This window comes from Paenibacillus sp. FSL F4-0087, assembly GCF_038020215.1.
In the GTDB taxonomy this organism is placed as follows: domain Bacteria; phylum Bacillota; class Bacilli; order Paenibacillales; family Paenibacillaceae; genus Paenibacillus; species Paenibacillus taichungensis.
The window spans coordinates 1,565,159-1,584,719 of the sequence record NZ_JBBODJ010000001.1 but is presented as its reverse complement, the minus strand read 5'-3'; the positions used below and the strand labels follow the sequence as shown (position 1 = coordinate 1,584,719).

Below are 19,561 nucleotides of genomic sequence, written 5' to 3'. Positions count from 1 at the left end.
CCAATAGAAAATAGAAAAACGAGATTGATACAGCCTCATTGATGTTTTGTATTAATGCTGGCGAATTAGATCCGTAACAAATCCAGATCAAACTCGGGAACAAGTCCTTCTTTCATCGCTCGTCCAAGCAACGCTGTAATTGCACCGTAACCGTCATCGCCCAGGTTGGCGCTGAACTCGTTAACGTACAGGCCAATATGCTGCGCAGTTACATCAGGGTCCATCTCTTGTGCATGTTCCATAACGTATGCTTTGGACTCATCCGGATGCGCCCAAGCGTATTCCACTGAGGCACGTGCCCAACCTGCAAGAGCGTGAGCATCCAGGTTACGACGGGCGATGATTGCACCCAGCGGGATTGGCAGGCCCGTGTCGCTTTCCCACCAGTTACCGAGATCTGTCATAAGTTTGAGATCATAATTCTGGTACGTGAAACGTGCTTCATGGATAACCAAACCTGCATCGATCTTGCCATCCCGTACAGCAGGCATAATCTGGTCGAATGGCATAACGACAATCTCACCTACACCGCCGGGAACATTTTGTGCTGCCCAGAGACGGAATAACAGGTAGGCTGTTGAACGTTCGCTCGGCACGGCAACTCGGCGTCCCGAGAGATAGGCTGGATCGGTTGTACCGTTAGCGGTCAGAACCAGCGGACCACATCCTCTGCCAAGTGCGCCGCCCGCAGGCAAGAGCGCATAATCATTCAGCACATAAGGCAGTGCTGCATAGGATATTTTCATAACTTCAGGTGTATCTGGTCCATCCGGATTTGCCGCAAGGCCGTTGGTAATATCGATGTCCGCATAACGGACATCAAGCTCAGGTGCACCAGGAATCAGTCCATGCACCCAGGCGTGAAAGATAAATGTATCGTTAGGACAAGGGGAAAATGCAATTTTCATGATGTAAGTACCTCCCGTAAAATGGAACTTGCAGCCTGGAGCGCATCCAGAGCATCCTTGATGCGCCAGGCGTCGCGGTCGCGTGGACCGACCGCGTTGGATATAGCCCGCAGTTCGAGTGCTGGTATGCCGAACTGCTGGGCTGCAGTTGCTACGCCGAAGCCTTCCATGCCTTCGGCGGAGGCATCCGGCACGCGGCGCAGCAGCTCCGCGGCCGTCTCGGCAGTTCCGGTCGCCGTGGATACGGTGACCGCCGTGCCTCCGCTGACTGCGAGCCCTGCCCGCTGCAGCTCATGGCGCAGGCGCGCGGCAAGCACTGCGTCCGCCGCCACACGGGACGAGCCGAAACCGAGCTCGTCCACGCTGAGGAAGCCGTCTGGCGTCTGCGAGCCCAGATCGGCGGCAACCATAGCGTCGGCCACCACGAGTGAGCCGACGTCCGCCCGGCCGGGGAACCCGCCGCCGATGCCGGCACTGACCACCAGCGTGTACGCTGGGGTCAGTCCGGTTCCGGCCAGGGGCCCCGGCCTTGAGGATGCGGCAGATGCTTGTGCCGCATCGGGTTCGCTTGGCGCGGCGGAGCCCTGCGCCAGCGCATTTGCGCCAGCCGCTGCTGAGGCAAAGGCCAGCGCGGCAGCGGTTCCTGCTGCGGCCGAGGCAGGGCCTACACCAGCAGCAAACACATCAAAGTGCGCGGCTTGGTCACCCAGGCCGCGCAGTACAGCCTCTTTTTCCGCATCAACGGCGGTTACGATTAATACACGCTGTGTCGAAGCTGTGGATGTCGAGTTTGTTTCAAAGCTACTTGACACGCTTGCAGTTTCTGGGCGATTACGATCTATAGAATCATTCTTTTTCTGTTCATTCATCCCGAATTCTCCCTCATGAGGTTTTTATAAAGCCATCTATAAAATATGTACGCATAGGCCAGACGGAGTGACAACTGTACTGACACGAGCGAAGCGAGCACGTGAACCAGCGAACGAGCACAACGTTCTTCTCCATCATAACGGAAGGGGAAAGATCAGAACAAGCTTTGAACGTATTTAGCCGAATAAGTGATTTAACGAACAGTAGCAATCCGCCCGAACCAGTCTGAACCCTGAAATTACGCGTTTCATATAACAGAATAATCTATTTTCACCTGGCTATATGTCACTTTGATCATATATATAAACCTAACGCGAATCATATAAGAAGTCAAAGTAAATGGTTGACAATCTGTATTAACTGTATTAATAATAGTAGTACAGTTAATACACCTTAGTGTTGGATACATACACTTCAAAATACAGTCATCGTTCATCAATAGGGTATTACAACTTTTATAGAGAGGAGGTGCGGGATGTTCGAATTGGATGTACGCAGCCGTAAGGCGATCTATGAGCAACTAGTAGACAAAATCAAAGAAATGATCGTGTACGGTGTTCTCCAACCCGATGAGCAGTTGCCTTCCGTTCGCACACTGTCCGGGCAGCTTACGGTTAATCCGAATACGATTCAGAAGGCGTACCGGGAACTTGAACGTGAAGGTTATATCTATTCATTGCAGGGAAAAGGGAGCTTCGTATCATCGTCCGTGGAACATCCGAATGCAGCCATGAGAGATGAAATCAGAGCCGCTCTGGTGAAGCTGATTGCGGAAGCTTCATATTCCGGTTTGAGCAAAGCCGATATGACGCTTTTATTTGAGGAAGCGATGGCCCGTATAGAGAAGGGGGAGCCTCATGATTGAGCTGAATCAGGTCATTAAGGCATTTGAACAGGAAAAAGCCGTTGATGGAGTCACGATGCAAGTACATAAGGGGTCGATCTACGGTTTGCTCGGTTCCAACGGGGCAGGCAAAACATCGCTGCTCAAAATACTGGCAGGCATCTATCGTCAGGATAGCGGCACGGTTCGCATTGATGGACAAGAAATATATGAAAATATGGACCTCAAGGGACGTACCATTTTTATGGCAGACGCGCCATACTTTTTCCCACAATCGTCCATCCATCAGATGGCTGCCTTCTATCGTTCAGTTTATCCGCGCTGGAATGAGGAGCGTTTTGTACAGCTCGGCAGTGTATTTAAACTTGACGTGAAACGTAAACTGCATCGCATGTCCAAAGGCATGCGCCGTCAGGCAGCCGTATGGCTTGGACTTAGCTGCATGCCTGAAGTGCTGCTCATGGATGAGCCAATTGATGGGCTTGATCCGGTCATGCGGCAGCAGATCAAAAATCTGCTGTTCCAGGAAGCAGCGGAGCGTCAGGTGACGATTCTGATCTCGTCTCACAATTTGCGTGAGATTGAAGACCTATGCGACCATGTTGCCATCATGCACAAGGGCCGGATTATCGTAGAGAAAGATCTGGATGATCTGAAGGCTGATACACATAAAATTCAGGTCGCTTTCCGTCATCCTGATCATGCCAAGGCTATGGACGAACAGGTGAATATTTTACATGAAGAGAAGCGCGGAAGTGTATCCCTGTTTATTGTGAAAGGTAATCGCGAGGTCGTGACGGAACGGTTCCGTGCATTTGATCCCTATCTGCTGGATGTGCTGCCGCTGACGCTGGAAGAAATATTTATCTATGAAATGGAGGATGCAGGATATGATATTCAACCGATTGTTCTGTAACCGGGGCATCCTGTTCCAAAATTTCAGGCAGCATGGATGGATCGGCATCTTGTACCTGATCACGTTGTTGTTTTCGCTACCGCTCCATATCGGTACAGAGTATCGGGATTTACCACAGCAAATTACGAGTTTGTTTCAGGCGAATGGAGAAGTGCAAATTCTGTTTGCCATTACGTTCCCGGTAGCTGCGGGCATTTTTCTGTTCCGGTATGTGCAATCCGGTGCACCTTCAGATCTGTTCCACAGTTTGCCGCTGCGCCGCAAGCATCTGTTAACCGTTAATTTGTTGACAGGATTTATGATGATCCTGCTTCCGATCTGGATAACGACTGCCATTACAGGCTGGGTATGGGCAGCACTGGATCAGCCCGCATTTATATTCGAAGGTAGTTCTATCTGGATGTGGGGCCTCAGTATGAGCATCTACTCGTTGTTTATGTTCATGCTGACCGTGGTGGTTGGTATGTGCATTGGACAGTCCGTGTTGCAGGGACTCACCGTGTATGCGCTTCTATTGTTGCCTGTTGTTGTATGGTTCATTTTTTCCTTGCATCTTCAACATTACCTGCTTGGATATCCGTACGATGAGGTTGGGCGAAATGCAGAAAAAATATCTTTAGTTCTTCGCATGGCTTCGATTAGTGGAGCTCCTGTGATCGGTTGGGAACTCATTATTTATTCGATATTGACACTGTTATTCATCCCGTTGTCTTACGTATTCTATGCGAAGAGACAGGTGGAATCTGCTACCCAAGCGGTGACGTTTACGCTTGTTAAACCCATATTCCGATTTGGTTTAATGTTTACGCTGGTTTTAATTAGTGGAGCCTACTTCACCATTATTGCTCCAAGAGGATCATCGGGGTGGGGAATCTTCGGATATATCCTCGGTGGAATTGTCGGTTATATTGTTGCCGAGATGATTATTCGCAAGACATGGTTGATCTGGAGCAGCAAGCTGCTGCCCAAGATGGCTTTATATGGTATTGTGGCCGGATTGATTCTGTACGTGCCTGTTGCCAGTTGGAATGGATATGCTGCACGAGTGCCTGAGTTGAACAAGGTCAACAGTATCAAGCTTGGTGGAGAGAGATACACTTATACTAACGGTGTTTCATCGAAGTTGGATGAGGGCCCTTTCTATTCAAGTGATTCTGAATATATGAAAGCCGTTATTGCTCTTCATCAGAAGATCGTGGATTCTGATCTGTCTTTGCTGGATGATCCCATCAATCCTGGTATGCGTAATGACGAGTATGTATTTATTAATTACAAGCTGGATAACGGCAAGGTGATGAAACGCAAATATTACATTCCTGAACCTGAATTTCGTCAGGAATTGATGGCGCTGAAGCAGTCTCAGGCTTACAAAAAATTTGCATTTGATACGTATAAGCTGGATGAGGACGCGCTAAGTATTGGCATTCGCTCAACGGTTAGTTCATACCGAAAAGTATATATTAGCAATCCGAATCAAGTTCGTGAATTCAAGGAATTGCTGAAACAGGACATTATGGACCAGACTTACGAGGAACAACGTTCTCCGTGGCAGTCTTTTGCATACGCTGAAATGAATCAGGATTCCTCATCGAATGACCCTTCTCAACCCAAGGAGATGTGGAACTTTGAGATCAAACCGAGCTATGATAGGGTACTGCACTGGCTCAAAGAGAACAAATTATACGAGCAATTGGAATTTCCAGTAGATGAGGTGGCTTCCGCACAATTTGTAAAGCAGGAGATCAACAGTCCCGGAAATCCTCAGATGGTTTACCCTCAGTCAGAATATGTGGACGGGAATTTAAGTGGCAACAAACAGATCGCTACCAAAAATAAAAAAATTATCAGCGAATTGCTTCAACGTCAAAGGTCTGGTTATCAAACAGAGAGAGATACGCTCTATCAGATCAAATTGAATGTCACCCGCGGGGAGAACATCTATATGATACTGAAGGAAGAGGACATGACGGAAGAAATGAAGGCCATCCTGGCCGGACAGTAAGATAATCTGCAAGCGGGAAGGGTTCTCCCGGTAAATATGCTGATTTCTCTATCTGACTTGACCAGATACAACACATGGAATATATTAGAAAAAGGTAGTGGTTCGATTCGAGATGATGACCATTTCGGCGAATCCCATATGGAACGGCTTATGAGGGAAGCACCCGTAAGAGCAGGCAATACGCCTGACTTGCGGGTGCTTTTTTTGTTTTTTGCCAGTTTGTATATCAGGGATCGTAATTGAATCACCGCACAGATACGCCAGCAGGTTCTAACTATCAATTCATATGGAAGGGAGCAGAAGAGAATGCAAACTGGAATTTTGGAGGACAACGCAAGTCATCAGGTGGGTCATTGTTCATGTTCAGTGCAAGCCAGACAAAGCCGCATAATTGAGGGAAATGATGACAAACAAAAGACTATGAATCAATCCTCTATGAGGAGCATGAAGAATCCCAGTTTCATGAGCAACCGATACGGGGCACGCCCAAACCTTCGAGCTAACGTTTGGACCCGTATGAGCCTGGGACTCATCATCATCTTCAGTATCAGTGTGATTTACTATTCCTCCGCTGCTGAAGCGGCGGGTCCTGAGCTTGGCGTAACAGCCCAGAAGGCGTGGGAGACCGTGCTGAGCAAGGCCGATTCGCAGACCAAGTTGTCCCTGCAACGAACGTACGAGAACGTTGGCAACTGGACGACTCAGGAACAAGCTTGGGAACAAAAGACAAAGACCATTCATGCCGCCAATACCAAGGAGCTGGAACAATTACGTGTGAGTATAAGGCAAATCGATGATGCAAAGATCGCTGGTTTAATCGAAAAGGTAAAACAAACCGAGGCACGGTATGAGTCTTTGTTTGCCTTGTACAGTTCAGTGAATAGGCAGCTCGATGCTGCCAAAGCGATCAAAAACAAGGAGTGGAGTGCGGCTATTCGCACCCAATCGGATACGTTGAAACCAGTTGTTCAGCTTGCCCGACAAGACATTCGTTTCAAGAAAAAGGAGCTTGCCGAAGCCCGCAAACGAAAGAGCGCAGAAGTGAAACGGTTGCGTACTTTACTGGCTGGAGCTGATCCGGTGAAGAAGCAGATTCAAACGGGCAAAAAACAGGCGAGCCTATCGAAAGAGCGATATTCAAACGCGTTGCAGCAGTTTAAACAGAGTACAAAACTAGGCCAGTCATCACGCGTATTAAGCTCGTTGAACTCCTTATCCGCAGCAGCGGAGAAATGGGCAGGCTCCAAACAACATATCTATACACTGGAACAGAAGGTAAGTGCTACCTATGCCAAAGTCAGACAGGAACTGACCAAGAGACCTAAATAAAAGCGAGCTACATTATCCTTTTTGTCGCTACCGAGAAATAACAGTATAGTCGATGAGAAGACAGTACTGTGGTACACTCGAAGCAAACGAGGCGGCAGGAGGATATGAATGGCAGACAAAGAAGATTTGACCCGGTTCGGTGTGGCATTTCCCACGCCTCTGATCGAACAGTTTGACAGATATATTGAAGAGCAGGGATACAAGAACCGTTCGGAAGCTTTTCGTGATTTGGTCCGTAAAACATTGCTGGAGCCCTCTGCATTGCATTCCGAGCAGGATGTAGCTGGAACCATTGTGATGGTGTATGACCACCATATCAGTGATCTTCCTATTCGATTAATGGAGCTGCAGCACGAGGCGCACCATGACATCATCTCCAATATGCATGTGCACCTGAACCATGATCAGTGTCTGGAGGTCATTGCGGTACGGGGCAACCTAGGACGATTGCGTCATCTGCATCAGCAGATCCAGGTTCAAAAAGGAGTACTGTATGCAGAGCTGTCCGTAACGTATGTGGATGAGCTCAACAAAATGGCAAGCCACCACAGTCCTCACAATCATGATCACAGCCAAAATTAATAATCATCACCATCATCCTGATTCCTCAACGGATTAACTTTTAAAAATTCAATAACCGATTCATTGGCTTTAGCCCACTTTGTCCATAGCACGTATTTAGAACAGCAGATTATTGGTCCAATACCGATAATCTGTTGTTTTTTTGTGTTGTTATAATACCTGACTCCAATCAGGGTGTCGTCTATTTATACCTCTGTTAATCTCATTTAAATTCCCTATAAATGAAAATAAATGGATTTTGAAGTTAAGTTTGTTGACACAATAAATCTATTTTGTGCTACAATTTTCAAAAAAAGTAACACGGAATTGGATTGAATCGTAAAAATTAGAGGGGGAACAACGTAAATGCGCAGATTTTCATGGGGGAAACGATCAGTTAGAGCGGGAGTAGGCATTTTACTGATATGTACAGTTGGACTGTCGGGATGTACACAGGGGACATCCTCAATAACAGAGAGCGTCCATCAGGCGGCGGCTTCTCTTCCCAAAGACGAATTGGTGCTGGCCGTTGGCACGGAACCGGAAGGTGGATTTGATCCCACTACAGGTTGGGGACAGTACGGTTCGCCGCTCTTTCAGAGCACTTTGCTGAAAAGGGATGCCAAGCTTCAACTGGTCAATGATCTGGCGACAGAGCATTCCGTCAGTGAAGATGGGCTGACTTGGACCGTCACACTCCGGGATGATGTAAAGTTCTCTGATGGTGAGCCACTGACGGCCGAAGATGTCAGATTTACGTTTGAAACGGCTGCCAAGAGCGGTTCGATCATTGATCTGACCAATATGGCTGATGTGGAAGCACCGGATACAACAACTGTCGTCTTTACATTAAAGTCGCCGCAGTCCACGTTTATCAGTCTTCTGACTACACTCGGTATTGTGCCTGAGCACGCCTATGGTCCTGATTATGCCGAGCATCCGGTTGGGTCTGGTCCATACAAGCTGGTGCAGTGGGATAAGGGTCAGCAGGCGATCGTCGAGGCTAACGAACAATATTACGGGAAAAAGTCCACATTCCATAAACTGACGTTCCTCTATCTGGATGAGGATGCAGCCTTTGCAGCGGCGCAAGCCGGAACAGTCGATATTGCGGCTATCCCGGCGGCATTCAGCAAGCAGCAGGTGAGCGGCATGAAGCTGGAATCAGTGAAAACAGTCGATAACCGGGGCATCATGTTCCCGATGCAACCCGCAGGAGCTAAGTCTGGTGACGGCCTGCCGGCAGGCAATGATGTTACATCCGATATCTCCATTCGAAAAGCGGTAAATGTCGCGATTGATCGCACTGCATTGGTGGAGGGGGTACTGGAGGGGCAAGGTCGTCCAGCCTACTCGGTCAGCGACGACCTGCCGTGGAGCAATCCGGATTCTGTTTTTGCAGATGCGAATCCGGATGAAGCGAAGCGGATTCTGGCTGATGGCGGCTGGGTGGATACAGATGGTGATGGAATTGTAGAAAAAAACGGCATAAAGGCCGAGTTCAATCTGATTTATTTTGCAGGGGATCTAACGAGACAATCTTTAGCGCTGGCTGCTGCGGATATGGTGGCCCAGGCAGGGATCAAGGTCAATGTAGAGGGAAAGAGCAGGGAAGAGACGAAAAAGCTAGCCTATACTAATGCCGTATTATTTGGGTGGGGAAGTCATGATCCGCTTGAGACATACAACCTCTACAGTAGTACCCATAAAGGGGAAGGTTACTACAACACTGGATTGTACAGTAACCCAACTGTGGACAACTGGATGCAACAAGCTCTCCAAGCGACAACGGAAGAAGAGGCACTGCCCTTCTGGCAGAAAGCGGAGTGGGATGGATCGACAGGATTTAGTTACCAAGGCGATGCGCCATGGGCATGGCTGGTGAACATTGATCATCTGTATTTGGTGAAGAGTGGTTTAAATATAGGTGAACAGCAGATCCATCCACATGGTCATGGGTGGCCTGTGACATCCAACCTGGAAGAATGGTCCTGGGAGGAAGAATTGAAATAGAAACGCTGCGGTAGCTTTAGCCTGAATTGGGGAGAGATTGGATGGAGGACAGGATGGGATGGGCCAGATTTGTCGGATTTAAAATGCTGCGGCTGTTATCTTTGCTGGCAGGAGTCAGCGTGGTGTCTTTTATATTAATGCAGTTCTCTCCAGTGGACCCGGTGGAGGCTTACATTGGTGGAGATATGATCAGGGTGAGCGCAGAACAACGCAGTCTTATTGAAGAACGTTGGGGACTCAATGATTCACCCGTAGAACGGCTGTTTTCTTGGGGGCAGGCACTAGTTCAGGGCGATCTGGGAACATCGATGATCTATAGACAGCCGGTTGCGGACATCATCCAGGAACGATTCATGAATTCTGTCGCTCTTATGGCGGTGGCCTGGGTGTTATCCGGTCTGATTGGATTCGGTCTGGGTGTCGCTGCTGCTATGAGGCGGGATTCGCGGCTGGATCGTCTGATCTGTTGGTACTGTTACACACTGGCTTCCACACCGGTATTCTGGATTGCGCTGTTACTGCTCATGGTATTCGGTGTATGGCTTGGCTGGCTGCCAATCGGACTTGGTGTACCTGCGGGCATGGCAGCAGATCAAGTGACATGGGGAGATCGGGCCTTGCACATGATTCTGCCTGCGCTGACGTTGAGTCTGACGGGCGTAGCCGCTATTGCCTTACATACCCGGCAGAAGCTCGTGGATGTGCTGGACTCCGATTATATTCTTTTTGCGAGGGCACGAGGTGAGAGAGGTGTTCAACTGTTTCGTCGTCATGGGTTCAGACATGTGGTACTGCCAGCTTTGACGCTGCAATTTGCTTCATTTAGTGAATTGTTCGGTGGAGCTGTGCTTGCGGAGCAAGTGTTTTCCTATCCCGGATTGGGGCAAGCAACAGTCCAGGCTGGATTACGCGGTGATGTGCCGCTGCTGCTGGGACTTGTGCTGTGCAGTGCGATATTTGTGTTTACAGGCAATATGCTGGCCGATATTCTGTACCGTATCATTGATCCGCGCATGAAGGAGGAGGCTATAGGATGAAACAGACATTAGAACGTCCCTCCCGGCCTGCGGCTCAGACTACACAGCATCTGAAAGTTAACTCTACCAAAAGTGAGGCGGGGAACAAGAGAAATTGGAGGCCAGTACATCCACGTACTCATGGTGGGAAAGGTTATTCAGGTGGCGGTATTCCTCGTTTTCGTAATCCGCGCAAATGGGCGATAATCTGGGGTGGCCTAGGTGTGATCTGGATTGCCATCGTGTGGCTAACAGGCAGACTGCTTCCCGCAGAATCGACGCTGACCTCATTAATGGATCGGAATCTGGCTCCAGCCTGGGCACATCCTTTCGGTACGGATTGGCTAGGACGAGATATGTTCTTGCGCACATTGAAAGGATTGGCAACGAGCATTCAGGTGGGATTACTGGCGGCTTGTGGCGGCGGCCTTATCGCACTTTTTCTGGGTCTTGCTGCTGCTTCAGGGAAAGCTGTGGACCGGGTCATTTCATGGATCATAGACCTCTTTCTGAGTGTTCCCCACTTGGTGTCGCTGGTAATGCTAGCATTTGTGTTCGGTGGAGGGTTGCCTGGGGTGACGTTAGCCATTGCCCTGACTCATTGGCCGAATCTGGCCCGGATTGTAAGGGCAGAGATGATTCAGCTGAGATCAGCAGAATATATTCACATCTCACGCAGATTGGGTCATTCGCGAATTCGTATTGCGGTGCAACACATGCTGCCTCATCTGATCCCGCAGCTATTCGTGGGAGTGCTGCTGATCTTCCCTCATGCCATTCTGCATGAGGCAGCGATTACGTTTCTGGGGTTGGGGCTGTCACCGCAGCAGCCAGCGATCGGTATTATTTTATCAGAGTCGATGAGATATTTGTCCGCAGGGATGTGGTGGTTGGCCTTTTTCCCAGGTCTCGCATTATTGTTGGTTGTTCGTGCGTTTGATGTGTTGGGCGGTAGTCTGAAGACATTAACGGGAACCGGCAGTTCAAGGGAGGTGGTGTAGACATGGCGCTTCTTGAAGTGGAGGAAGTATCGGTTTCGTTCCGGCGTGCTCGGGGATGGTTTGGGCACGAGGAGACCCAAGTTATTCAGGATCTGAATCTGTCTGTTAATGAAGGGGAGATTGTCGCTGTCGTAGGGGCAAGTGGATCAGGCAAAAGTGTGTTGGCGCAGGCAATAATGGGCATTCTTCCTGCCAATGCGACGATAGAAGGCCGGATTAGCTATGCAGGCGAACCCTTGACCATGGACCGGAAGCTTCATCTGCGTGGAGATAAAATGGTGTACATTCCCCAATCGGTCAGTTATTTGGATCCGTTGTTGAAGGTGGGCAGGCAGGTTCAACCTGTAAGCCAAAAGACAGGGCGTAAGCACCGATCGACGCTCCGATCCACGATGCAAAAGGCAGAGCAGGAACTGACGAGACGTTATGGATTGCCTCAGGGCACGTCGGGCAAATATCCGTTTGAGCTGTCAGGTGGCATGGCTCGGCGGGTGTTGATGGCAACGGCCACCTCCGGTGATCCGAAGCTCATTATTGCAGATGAGCCCACACCTGGCATTCATCCCGAAGTGCTGGCTGAAACGATGAAGCAATTTCGACAACTGGCCAATGAAGGCGTCGGCATCCTTTGGATTACCCATGATATTACGACTGCTTTGACGGCAGCAGACCGCATATCCGTATTTTACGCAGGCTCCAATGTGGAGACGGCGCAGGTTTGTGATTTTACGGGAAAGGGCGAAAGATTAAGACATCCATACACGAAGGCGCTCTGGAATGCATTGCCGCAAAATGATTTTCAACATCTGTCTGGTACCCAGCCTGCAGCAGGTCGGCAGCAGGTAGAAGGATGCTCATTTGCACCACGCTGCATTGGAGCGACCATGGCTTGCACGAACGAACGTCCTGAGCTGCGCAAAGTTCGTGGTGGGGAAGTGAGGTGCGTTCATGCCACTTGAAGCTAGAAAGACAGGGTATCGTTATGGTAAAGACGCTTGGGTACTTCAGGATATAAATATGAAAATACAGCAGGGGGAGGTCGTTGGCTTGTGGGGGCCCAGTGGGTGTGGAAAAACAAGTCTGGGGCGTATCCTTGCAGGGTATGTGGAACCGTTGGCAGGTCAAGTGCTGCTGGATGGGAAACCGCTGCCCAAAACCGGGGCCTGTCCGGTCCAACTTGTATTCCAGCATCCGGAGAAAGCGGTGAATCCACGCTGGCGAATGCGCCGTGTCTTGAAGGAAGCCATGATCGAGGATCAGGAGCTGCTCAATGACTTGGGTATCCAGACGAATTGGCTGGATCGAAGGCCCGGTGAGTTGTCAGGCGGAGAATTGCAACGATTCTGCGTTGCACGTGCACTCGGCACAGCAACTCGTTACGTGATCGCTGATGAGATGACCACCATGCTGGATGCGATCACACAGGCACAGATCTGGCATACCGTGATGAATATCGCGCGTCAGTGCAACCTGGGACTGTTGATCATCAGCCATGATCGGGAGTTACTGGACAGGTTATGCGATCGGATTGTGCAGATGCCAACTTCATAGCTTATGGTGTATAAACCGTTTTCCAATATAAAAGGGGTGTCCGAGTAGTCCATCATGAACATTAATCATGGATTTGACTACAGGGACAGCCCCTTTTGCAATTTTACCGAACTCAGCGCTTAAATGAAACGAGCGCGAGTTATTAGACGAAATTCTAGTTTCGTTGTTGGAACGAATTGAAGACACCTTATGCCTGATTCGTTAGCGTCTTTAATTTACTTTAACGTATTTCAACTTACTTGGTCGACAGCCTGCCCATTAGCACAGACAATCTGCGCATGGCTTCTTCCACTGTTGAACGTGGGCAGGCCAAATTTATGCGCATGAATCCTGTGCCTTCTGCTCCGAAGATACTTCCATCATTAAAGGCGAGTCCCGCTTCCTTAAGCAGCATCGTACACAGCTGTGCATGCGGAATATTCAGCTTCCGGAAATCCATCCACAGCAGGTAAGTCGCTTCTGGAATCCGGATTCCGATTTGCGGCATATGCTCTGCGACATACTCCTGCACGTATTCCATATTTCCGCGGATATAGGCAAGACAGTCATCCAGCCATTCTTCAGCACCGTTGTAGGCCGCTTCGGATGCAACTGCTCCCAACGTGCTGATGTTGGCAAGTCCCATCGTTTTCACGCCCTGCATGAATGATTCCCGCAGCTTGGCATTTGGAATGATGATATTGGAGGTGCAGAGACCTGGAATGTTGAACGTTTTGCTTGGTGCTGTACAGATGATGCTGAGTTCAGCGACAGCTTCAGAAATAAGGGCCAACGGATTATGCGCGCCACGTTGGTGTACCAGATCGGCATGAATCTCATCCGAAACGATAATTACATTATATTGCACGCAGAGTGCAGCAAGGTTTTGAAGTTCTTCATGAGTCCATACCCGTCCAACCGGGTTGTGAGGACTGCACAGAATTAACATTTTGACCCGACCCGTCTTGAGGCAGGATTCCAGATGTTCCAAATCCATGGAGTAATGTCCATCGTTCTCCACCAACGGATTGGTCATCAGTTCTCTGCCTTGACCACGTACCACATCATAGAAGGGTGCATATACCGGAGTCTGAATTACTACTGCATCTCCCGGTTGGGTGAACCGTTGTACAGCAATACTGAGTGCAGGCACAATACCTGGGGTGAATACAACCCATTCATCGTTAATGCTCCAGTTGTGACGTCGCTCCATCCATCCCGATAGCGCTGCATGATACGCATCTGTTCGCACTGTATAACCAAAAATCCCATGTTCCATTCGAGTCTTCAACGCCTGAATGACCGATGGTGGAGCGGCGAAATCCATATCAGCAACCCACATGGGGAGTGCATCTGCAACACCAAAGATCTCCTCAAGCGCATCCCATTTCTCTGATCCCGTGGAGAGCCGATTAATCGGCTCGTCAAATGTATGATTATTGTTCTTGCTCATTGCTTAAATCCCCCTTGAAATCCGTTCCTTCGACTACAATCGACAGATTATTATCTAATAAATTTGGTGATTTCGCAACTTGTAACCGCCAGATGGATTCCAGCTTATATAGAGCTGCATCAAGGAATATATTCATGTAATAACAATGATTCGAGCGTGCGTAAAACAAAATAATGAAACGACTAATTTTGTGCGCCGCTGGTCCTGTTTTCCTCTTAAATCATGTACAAGCTCTCACCAGATGGTATTATGATTCCAACCTTTGGTTTAACAACGAAGCAGCAACCGTACATATATTTTCGGTAATAAAACAATCAGGAGGTATTTCGGATGAAAAATAAAAAGTGGATTTTAACCGCTGGTGTCTTCGGCATGGTACTAACGGGATCAGCGGGGGTATATGCAGGAACACAATTGGAAACCATCAAGGCTTATTTAAACCATGGGTTAGGTATTGAAGTGAATGGACAGAAGTTCACACCGACAGGTGACAAGGGCAAGAATCTCGCCTCCATTACGTATCAAGGCAGTACTTATCTGCCGGTTCGTTCCATTGCAGATGCGTTGAACACGGAAATAACGTATGATTCGAAAACCAATAAAGTAAGCATGGGTTCCACAAGCTCCTCCAGTGGGTCCAGTTCCACAAGCAACAGTGGTTCGACTTCAACAGCATCAACAGATAAAAACAATCAGGCTGAAATTGTGAAGGCCAAGTATTTACCAGCTGATTTACCTTTACCAACGGATGCCAAGATAATTAGCCTGATAGAGTCTAGTGTAGACGGCGGCAAGAACAAAATCATCTTTACATATACAACAAAAGAAACGCTGCTCGCGGTAGGGGCATCTTACAAAAGTTATTACCAGAACAAAGACCTCACTCAATACAGCAAAGACGTACAGGGTGAAGGATTCAGCATTATTGCCCGTAAAGAAGGAAAATTTGCCGTATCCATTACTGGTTCCATTTCCACAACCGACAAGGATGTTAACGAAATAACTGTTGTATGGGAAGATGAATAAGAAAGCGTGACAACAACTACTCGTAGCCATGCTTTGATAAAAATAAACATGGGATAGTAACGTAGAATGCAGTATCTACCCTATTTCCAAACGTCCAAACAGTAAAAACCACCAGATAAGGTCAGGATATGACCGATTCTACTGGTGGTTTTTTTGCTGATCCTGAATTCTTCTCGCACAGGCAGACATGAAGAGCAAGAGGAAGAATATTTATTTTTTATTTCATAAATGTGATCTTAATGATGGCGTTACAAGTGCTCGTTAAACCATCCGGCAATATGCTCCAGACGACGTACCCTTAAGTGCGGGTGACCTCCGCGAGACAGCTCGTGATTGGCTCCCGGGAAACGAACGAACCGAGTGGTCTGTTTGCGCCGCTTCAAGGCAACATACAGTTGTTCAGCCTGTTCAATCGGACAACGCAGATCCTGCTCACCATGCAAAATCAGCAGCGGCGTGCTGACATTACCCACATATGCAAGCGGGGAGTGTTTCCATAACTTCTCGGTGTCATCCCATGCATTACCGCCAATCTGGTCTTCCGTGAAAAAGAATCCAATATCACTGACTCCGTAGAACGAGAGCCAGTTAGAGATGGAGCGCTGAGTGACGGCTGCCTTGAAACGGTCAGTATGTCCAACGATCCAGTTGGTCATAAAGCCACCATAGCTGCCGCCAGTGACGCCCAGACGGGACTCGTCGATAAACGAATATCGGGACAACGCATAATCCATGGCTTCCATCAGATCACGATAATCCCCGCCGCCATAGTCACCCCGGCAGGCATTCACGAATTGCTGCCCGTATCCGAGCCCACCTCTTGGATTGATATATACAACAGCATAGCCCTGTGCTGCGAGGATCTGGAACTCATGCATAAACGTAAAACCATACATCATATGTGGACCGCCATGAATCTCAAGGATGGTTGGGACTTTGATCCCTTCCACCATGCCAGCCGGTTTGAGCATCCAGCCTTGCAGTCGCAGGCCATCAGAGGAATCGAACCAGAAGGTCTCCGGTGTGCTAAGTTGGATTTCTTCATCCAGTTGAGGATTGCTATGGGTCAATTGTATAGGCTCGGCCCCAACTTCATCAGGTTGGGTATACAGAAAGAGATCACCAGGATGAAGTACGTCTGCTACGCCTGCCACAATCTGTCCATTTTCCAGCATAGCAAATTGATAGAACTCTTTCTCGTCCGGCAAGATGTATTCGGCATGACTGCCGTCCCGTGCAAATCGGGCAATCCGAACGCTACCTTCAATAGTAGCAAGACAGAGAATGGATAAACCATCACGACTGAATACCGGGCCCGTATTAGTCAGGTGTGAACGCATATCACCAACGAGGCTGTGATTGATCTGGACATCCCAATCCTTGCTCAGACATACGGGTTGGCCGCCCGAGATCGGAAGGGTATAGAGCTTGACCAACGTAGCATTTCCATAGGAGCGGTCGCTAGCAAGCAGTGCAAGGGATTGTCCATCAGGTGCGTACGTCAGCCGGCCGAAAGTGTATCCTTCCGGGGTCAACTGCTGCACGTCAGATCCGTCAGCCTTAGCGCGATACACATGGTTCGTCAGGGTGTAATCGTTATGCTCCTCGCCCTCTTCCGGAAACTGAGCGATCCAGGCAATGGACTCTCCATCCGGCGACCACGCATAATCCCCAACGTCATAATGGCCTGTAGTTACAGGGATCGCTTCTCCGCCTTCGATTGGAACACGGAAGAGATGGGTTCGTCGACCGTTCCACAGTCCGCCGCTGTCAGATTTCATTCGAATTCGATCCACGACAAGTTCTTGCGGCAGTTTTTTATCTATGTCTTCCGTTTCATTTTCGTCTTTTTCACTCATGTCCACAGATGACTTAACAAGCAAATTGAGCCCATCTGGTGACCAGAGCAGGGAGCTGACGCCATGCTTCAAATGACTGATTTGTTGTGCTTCTCCACCATCTGAGGCGATCAGCCACACTTGTGTTTTGCCTTCATGCTCTCGTAAAAAAGCAAGCTGTGAACCATCCGGCGACCAAGCAGGAGCGTGATCCTTATCCCCAGATGTGAAAGGTCTTTCCTTCTGGTTCTCCAGGTTAAGGAGTCTCAGGTGAGAAGAATAACCGTCTCGTGCTTCATTTGTTTTCCGACTTACATATACCAATTGTCCGCCCTGAGGAGACGGAGTTGGATCATTAACCCATGTAATTTGAAAAAGATCTTCCGATGTTATGCCGCGCAGACTCTTCATTGTTTGTCCTCCCACCACGATTCAGATTGTTTTAATTTCCTAACCTTTCCATTTATATTAACGGAAAGCATGAGGCAGGACAACACGATTCTAACGAACGTACTCCTATTTCTTAACAATATCGCCTGTGCCCGAAAGGAATTATTGGAAGCATGACGAATCCTAATGTTGAATAGTCATGAAATAGACGAAAAGCTGTCTGAAAATGATGTTTAATGTCAGTTGAATCTGTTTAATGAACAATGCTATTTAAGTATATTTGGTAATCCAGCTCATTTAATGAGCTGTACCCCTTTTATATAGATCATTCTTGTCTCAGTCACCATGAAGGAGGAGCATCACTTTGTCCACATCCTATGATCAACAGCACGTGGAATACCCGAGCCGGAAACGAATGGCATGGCTTACAGTAGGGGCGGCACTTTTTGTAGCAGCCGGATTTTTTTTGATGTTTGATGATTCTTCAGCCAAGGGATCTGCCATTTCTTCCGTTATAGGCTTGTTCTCCATTTTATTTTTTGGGCTTTGTCTCTGCTACAGCCTGGTGAAGATGATTAAGAAGGAACCTTCCTTTGTTGTCGATGAGCATGGGTTTGTGGATTCATCTTCTTACACATCAGGAGGGTTAATTGCCTGGAAAGATGTTGAGAATATTTTTATGTATGAATTCATGGGACAGAAGATGATTGGGGTTAAATTGTGGGACGAGAAAGCATTTCTGGATCGTCAGAATGGGATGAAGCGCAAATTAATGACGGTAAATAGCAGCATGGTCGATGCTACGGTAAGCATTGCCCAGAGCAGCCTCACGTTACCACTGGATCAGTTGTATATCATGATGGTGGAGCGTTGGAAGCGATCGAATGAAAGGGCGAGTGAAGGGAGTAGCTTTGATCTGTTTAATAATCAATAGATAGGAAGAAGAGTATTCTCAGATTGGAGGAGTACAGATGCAACAAGGAAATCAGATGCGTACGATCCAGCTACCCGATGGGACAACATTACCTGCAATCGGACAGGGAACATGGTACATGGGTGAGAAACAATCCAGTCGGAGAGAAGAAGTTCAGGCACTGCGTCATGGTATTGAACGTGGAATGACAGTAATAGATACGGCTGAGATGTATGCTGAAGGCGGGGCGGAAGAGGTCACTGGTGAAGCGATAAAAGACTGTCGCGATGATGTATTTCTGGTATCCAAGGTATATCCTCACCATGCGGATCGGAAGCAGATGATTACCGCTTGTGAGCGCAGCCTTTCCCGGCTGGGCACAGATCGCTTGGATCTGTACTTGCTGCACTGGCGTGGAGGTGTGCCGTTGGAAGAGACGGTTGAAGCTCTGGAACAGTTGAAACGATCAGGCAAAATTCTGCGTTGGGGTGTCTCGAATCTGGATACAGAGGACATGCAGGAGCTCTGGAACGTTCCAAGTGGTCAGCATTGTGCAGTGAATCAGGTGCTGTATCATGCAGCTTCTCGTGGTATAGAATACGAGCTTCTTCCCTGGTTGAGGGAACGCCGTATTCCTGTGATGGCATATTGTCCACTGGCCCAGGGAGGTAGGCTTCGTAAAGAGTTACTGGAGCATTCAGTCATCCGTGAGATTGCTAAGGATCGAGGAGTCAGTCCTTCGCAAATTGCGTTATCCTGGGTTATTAGGGATGGAGACATACTGGCGATCCCGAAAGCTGTACAGCTGAATCATGTTGCAGAAAATGCTGCGGCGATGGATGTTATTTTGACCCAAGATGAAATGGTTCGGTTGAATGAGGCATTCCCTGCACCTAAGGGCAAGGTGCCTTTGGATATCGTATAGAAAACTTCTTGTCAGACCGATTACAT

At 48.5% G+C, this 19,561-nt stretch carries 17 protein-coding genes; 13 read left to right on the top strand and 4 right to left on the bottom strand.

The window, feature by feature from the left end; translation table 11 throughout:
• Positions 1 to 65: 65 nt before the first annotated feature.
• Positions 66 to 908 (bottom strand): 1,4-dihydroxy-6-naphthoate synthase, encoded by an 843-nt coding sequence (locus MHB84_RS07575; protein WP_063568235.1) that lies wholly within the window; start codon positions 906 to 908, stop codon positions 66 to 68.
• Positions 905 to 1,777, bottom strand: a complete 873-nt coding sequence (locus MHB84_RS07570; protein ID WP_076290253.1) for a futalosine hydrolase — start codon at positions 1,775 to 1,777, stop codon at positions 905 to 907. The genes MHB84_RS07575 and MHB84_RS07570 overlap by 4 nt, the downstream gene beginning before the upstream one ends.
• A 476-nt stretch (positions 1,778 to 2,253) precedes the next feature.
• On the opposite strand from MHB84_RS07570, the gene MHB84_RS07565 reads away from it, so the two are divergent.
• From MHB84_RS07565 to MHB84_RS07520, 10 genes are all read left to right on the top strand, one after another.
• Complete coding sequence (locus MHB84_RS07565) at positions 2,254 to 2,643, top strand: GntR family transcriptional regulator (protein WP_053783970.1); 390 nt, start codon at positions 2,254 to 2,256, stop codon at positions 2,641 to 2,643.
• Positions 2,636 to 3,538 (top strand): ABC transporter ATP-binding protein, encoded by a 903-nt coding sequence (locus MHB84_RS07560; RefSeq protein ID WP_076290252.1) that lies wholly within the window; start codon positions 2,636 to 2,638, stop codon positions 3,536 to 3,538. Before MHB84_RS07565 ends, MHB84_RS07560 begins: the two co-directional genes overlap by 8 nt.
• The gene (locus MHB84_RS07555) at positions 3,492 to 5,540 is read left to right on the top strand and encodes a hypothetical protein (RefSeq protein ID WP_341143023.1); all 2,049 of its coding nucleotides are present in this window, start codon (positions 3,492 to 3,494) and stop codon (positions 5,538 to 5,540) included. Before MHB84_RS07560 ends, MHB84_RS07555 begins: the two co-directional genes overlap by 47 nt.
• Positions 5,541 to 6,002: 462 nt before the next feature.
• Entirely contained in the window at positions 6,003 to 6,869 is an 867-nt protein-coding gene (locus tag MHB84_RS07550) for a hypothetical protein (protein ID WP_341143022.1), read from the top strand.
• A 108-nt stretch (positions 6,870 to 6,977) separates the two neighbouring features.
• A complete protein-coding gene (gene nikR, locus MHB84_RS07545; RefSeq protein WP_076290249.1) occupies positions 6,978 to 7,451 on the top strand; it encodes a nickel-responsive transcriptional regulator NikR in 474 nt (157 codons plus the stop codon).
• A gap of 345 nt (positions 7,452 to 7,796) precedes the next feature.
• Complete coding sequence (locus MHB84_RS07540; RefSeq protein WP_076290248.1) at positions 7,797 to 9,443, top strand: ABC transporter substrate-binding protein; 1,647 nt, start codon at positions 7,797 to 7,799, stop codon at positions 9,441 to 9,443.
• A 41-nt stretch (positions 9,444 to 9,484) separates the two neighbouring features.
• Positions 9,485 to 10,480: an ABC transporter permease gene (locus MHB84_RS07535; protein ID WP_076290247.1), complete on the top strand. Its 996-nt coding sequence runs from the start codon at positions 9,485 to 9,487 to the stop codon at positions 10,478 to 10,480.
• Entirely contained in the window at positions 10,477 to 11,460 is a 984-nt protein-coding gene (locus MHB84_RS07530; protein ID WP_083678978.1) for an ABC transporter permease subunit, read from the top strand. The genes MHB84_RS07535 and MHB84_RS07530 overlap by 4 nt, the downstream gene beginning before the upstream one ends.
• Positions 11,461 to 11,462: 2 nt before the next feature.
• Complete coding sequence (locus tag MHB84_RS07525) at positions 11,463 to 12,419, top strand: ABC transporter ATP-binding protein (protein ID WP_076290246.1); 957 nt, start codon at positions 11,463 to 11,465, stop codon at positions 12,417 to 12,419.
• The gene (locus MHB84_RS07520) at positions 12,409 to 13,011 is read left to right on the top strand and encodes an ABC transporter ATP-binding protein (RefSeq protein ID WP_076290245.1); all 603 of its coding nucleotides are present in this window, start codon (positions 12,409 to 12,411) and stop codon (positions 13,009 to 13,011) included. The genes MHB84_RS07525 and MHB84_RS07520 overlap by 11 nt, the downstream gene beginning before the upstream one ends.
• Before the next feature lie 235 nt (positions 13,012 to 13,246).
• On the opposite strand, the gene MHB84_RS07515 is transcribed toward MHB84_RS07520, so the two are convergent.
• Positions 13,247 to 14,443 (bottom strand): MalY/PatB family protein, encoded by a 1,197-nt coding sequence (locus MHB84_RS07515; protein ID WP_076290244.1) that lies wholly within the window; start codon positions 14,441 to 14,443, stop codon positions 13,247 to 13,249.
• A 330-nt stretch (positions 14,444 to 14,773) separates the two neighbouring features.
• Between MHB84_RS07515 and MHB84_RS07510 the strand changes: the two genes are divergently transcribed.
• Positions 14,774 to 15,469, top strand: coding sequence for a stalk domain-containing protein (locus tag MHB84_RS07510; RefSeq protein WP_076290243.1), 696 nt, complete (start codon positions 14,774 to 14,776; stop codon positions 15,467 to 15,469).
• A gap of 248 nt (positions 15,470 to 15,717) precedes the next feature.
• Here MHB84_RS07510 and MHB84_RS07505 read toward each other — a convergent pair whose 3' ends face one another.
• Positions 15,718 to 17,718: a S9 family peptidase gene (locus MHB84_RS07505; RefSeq protein WP_076290242.1), complete on the bottom strand. Its 2,001-nt coding sequence runs from the start codon at positions 17,716 to 17,718 to the stop codon at positions 15,718 to 15,720.
• Between the two features lie 343 nt (positions 17,719 to 18,061).
• Between MHB84_RS07505 and MHB84_RS07500 the strand changes: the two genes are divergently transcribed.
• Together MHB84_RS07500 and MHB84_RS07495 are read left to right on the top strand one after the other, a co-directional pair.
• A complete protein-coding gene (locus MHB84_RS07500) occupies positions 18,062 to 18,631 on the top strand; it encodes an STM3941 family protein (RefSeq protein WP_083678977.1) in 570 nt (189 codons plus the stop codon).
• 37 nt (positions 18,632 to 18,668) lie between these two features.
• On the top strand, positions 18,669 to 19,535 hold the full coding sequence (locus MHB84_RS07495) for an aldo/keto reductase (protein ID WP_076290241.1): 867 nt from the start codon (positions 18,669 to 18,671) through the stop codon (positions 19,533 to 19,535).
• Positions 19,536 to 19,561: the final 26 nt, after the last annotated feature.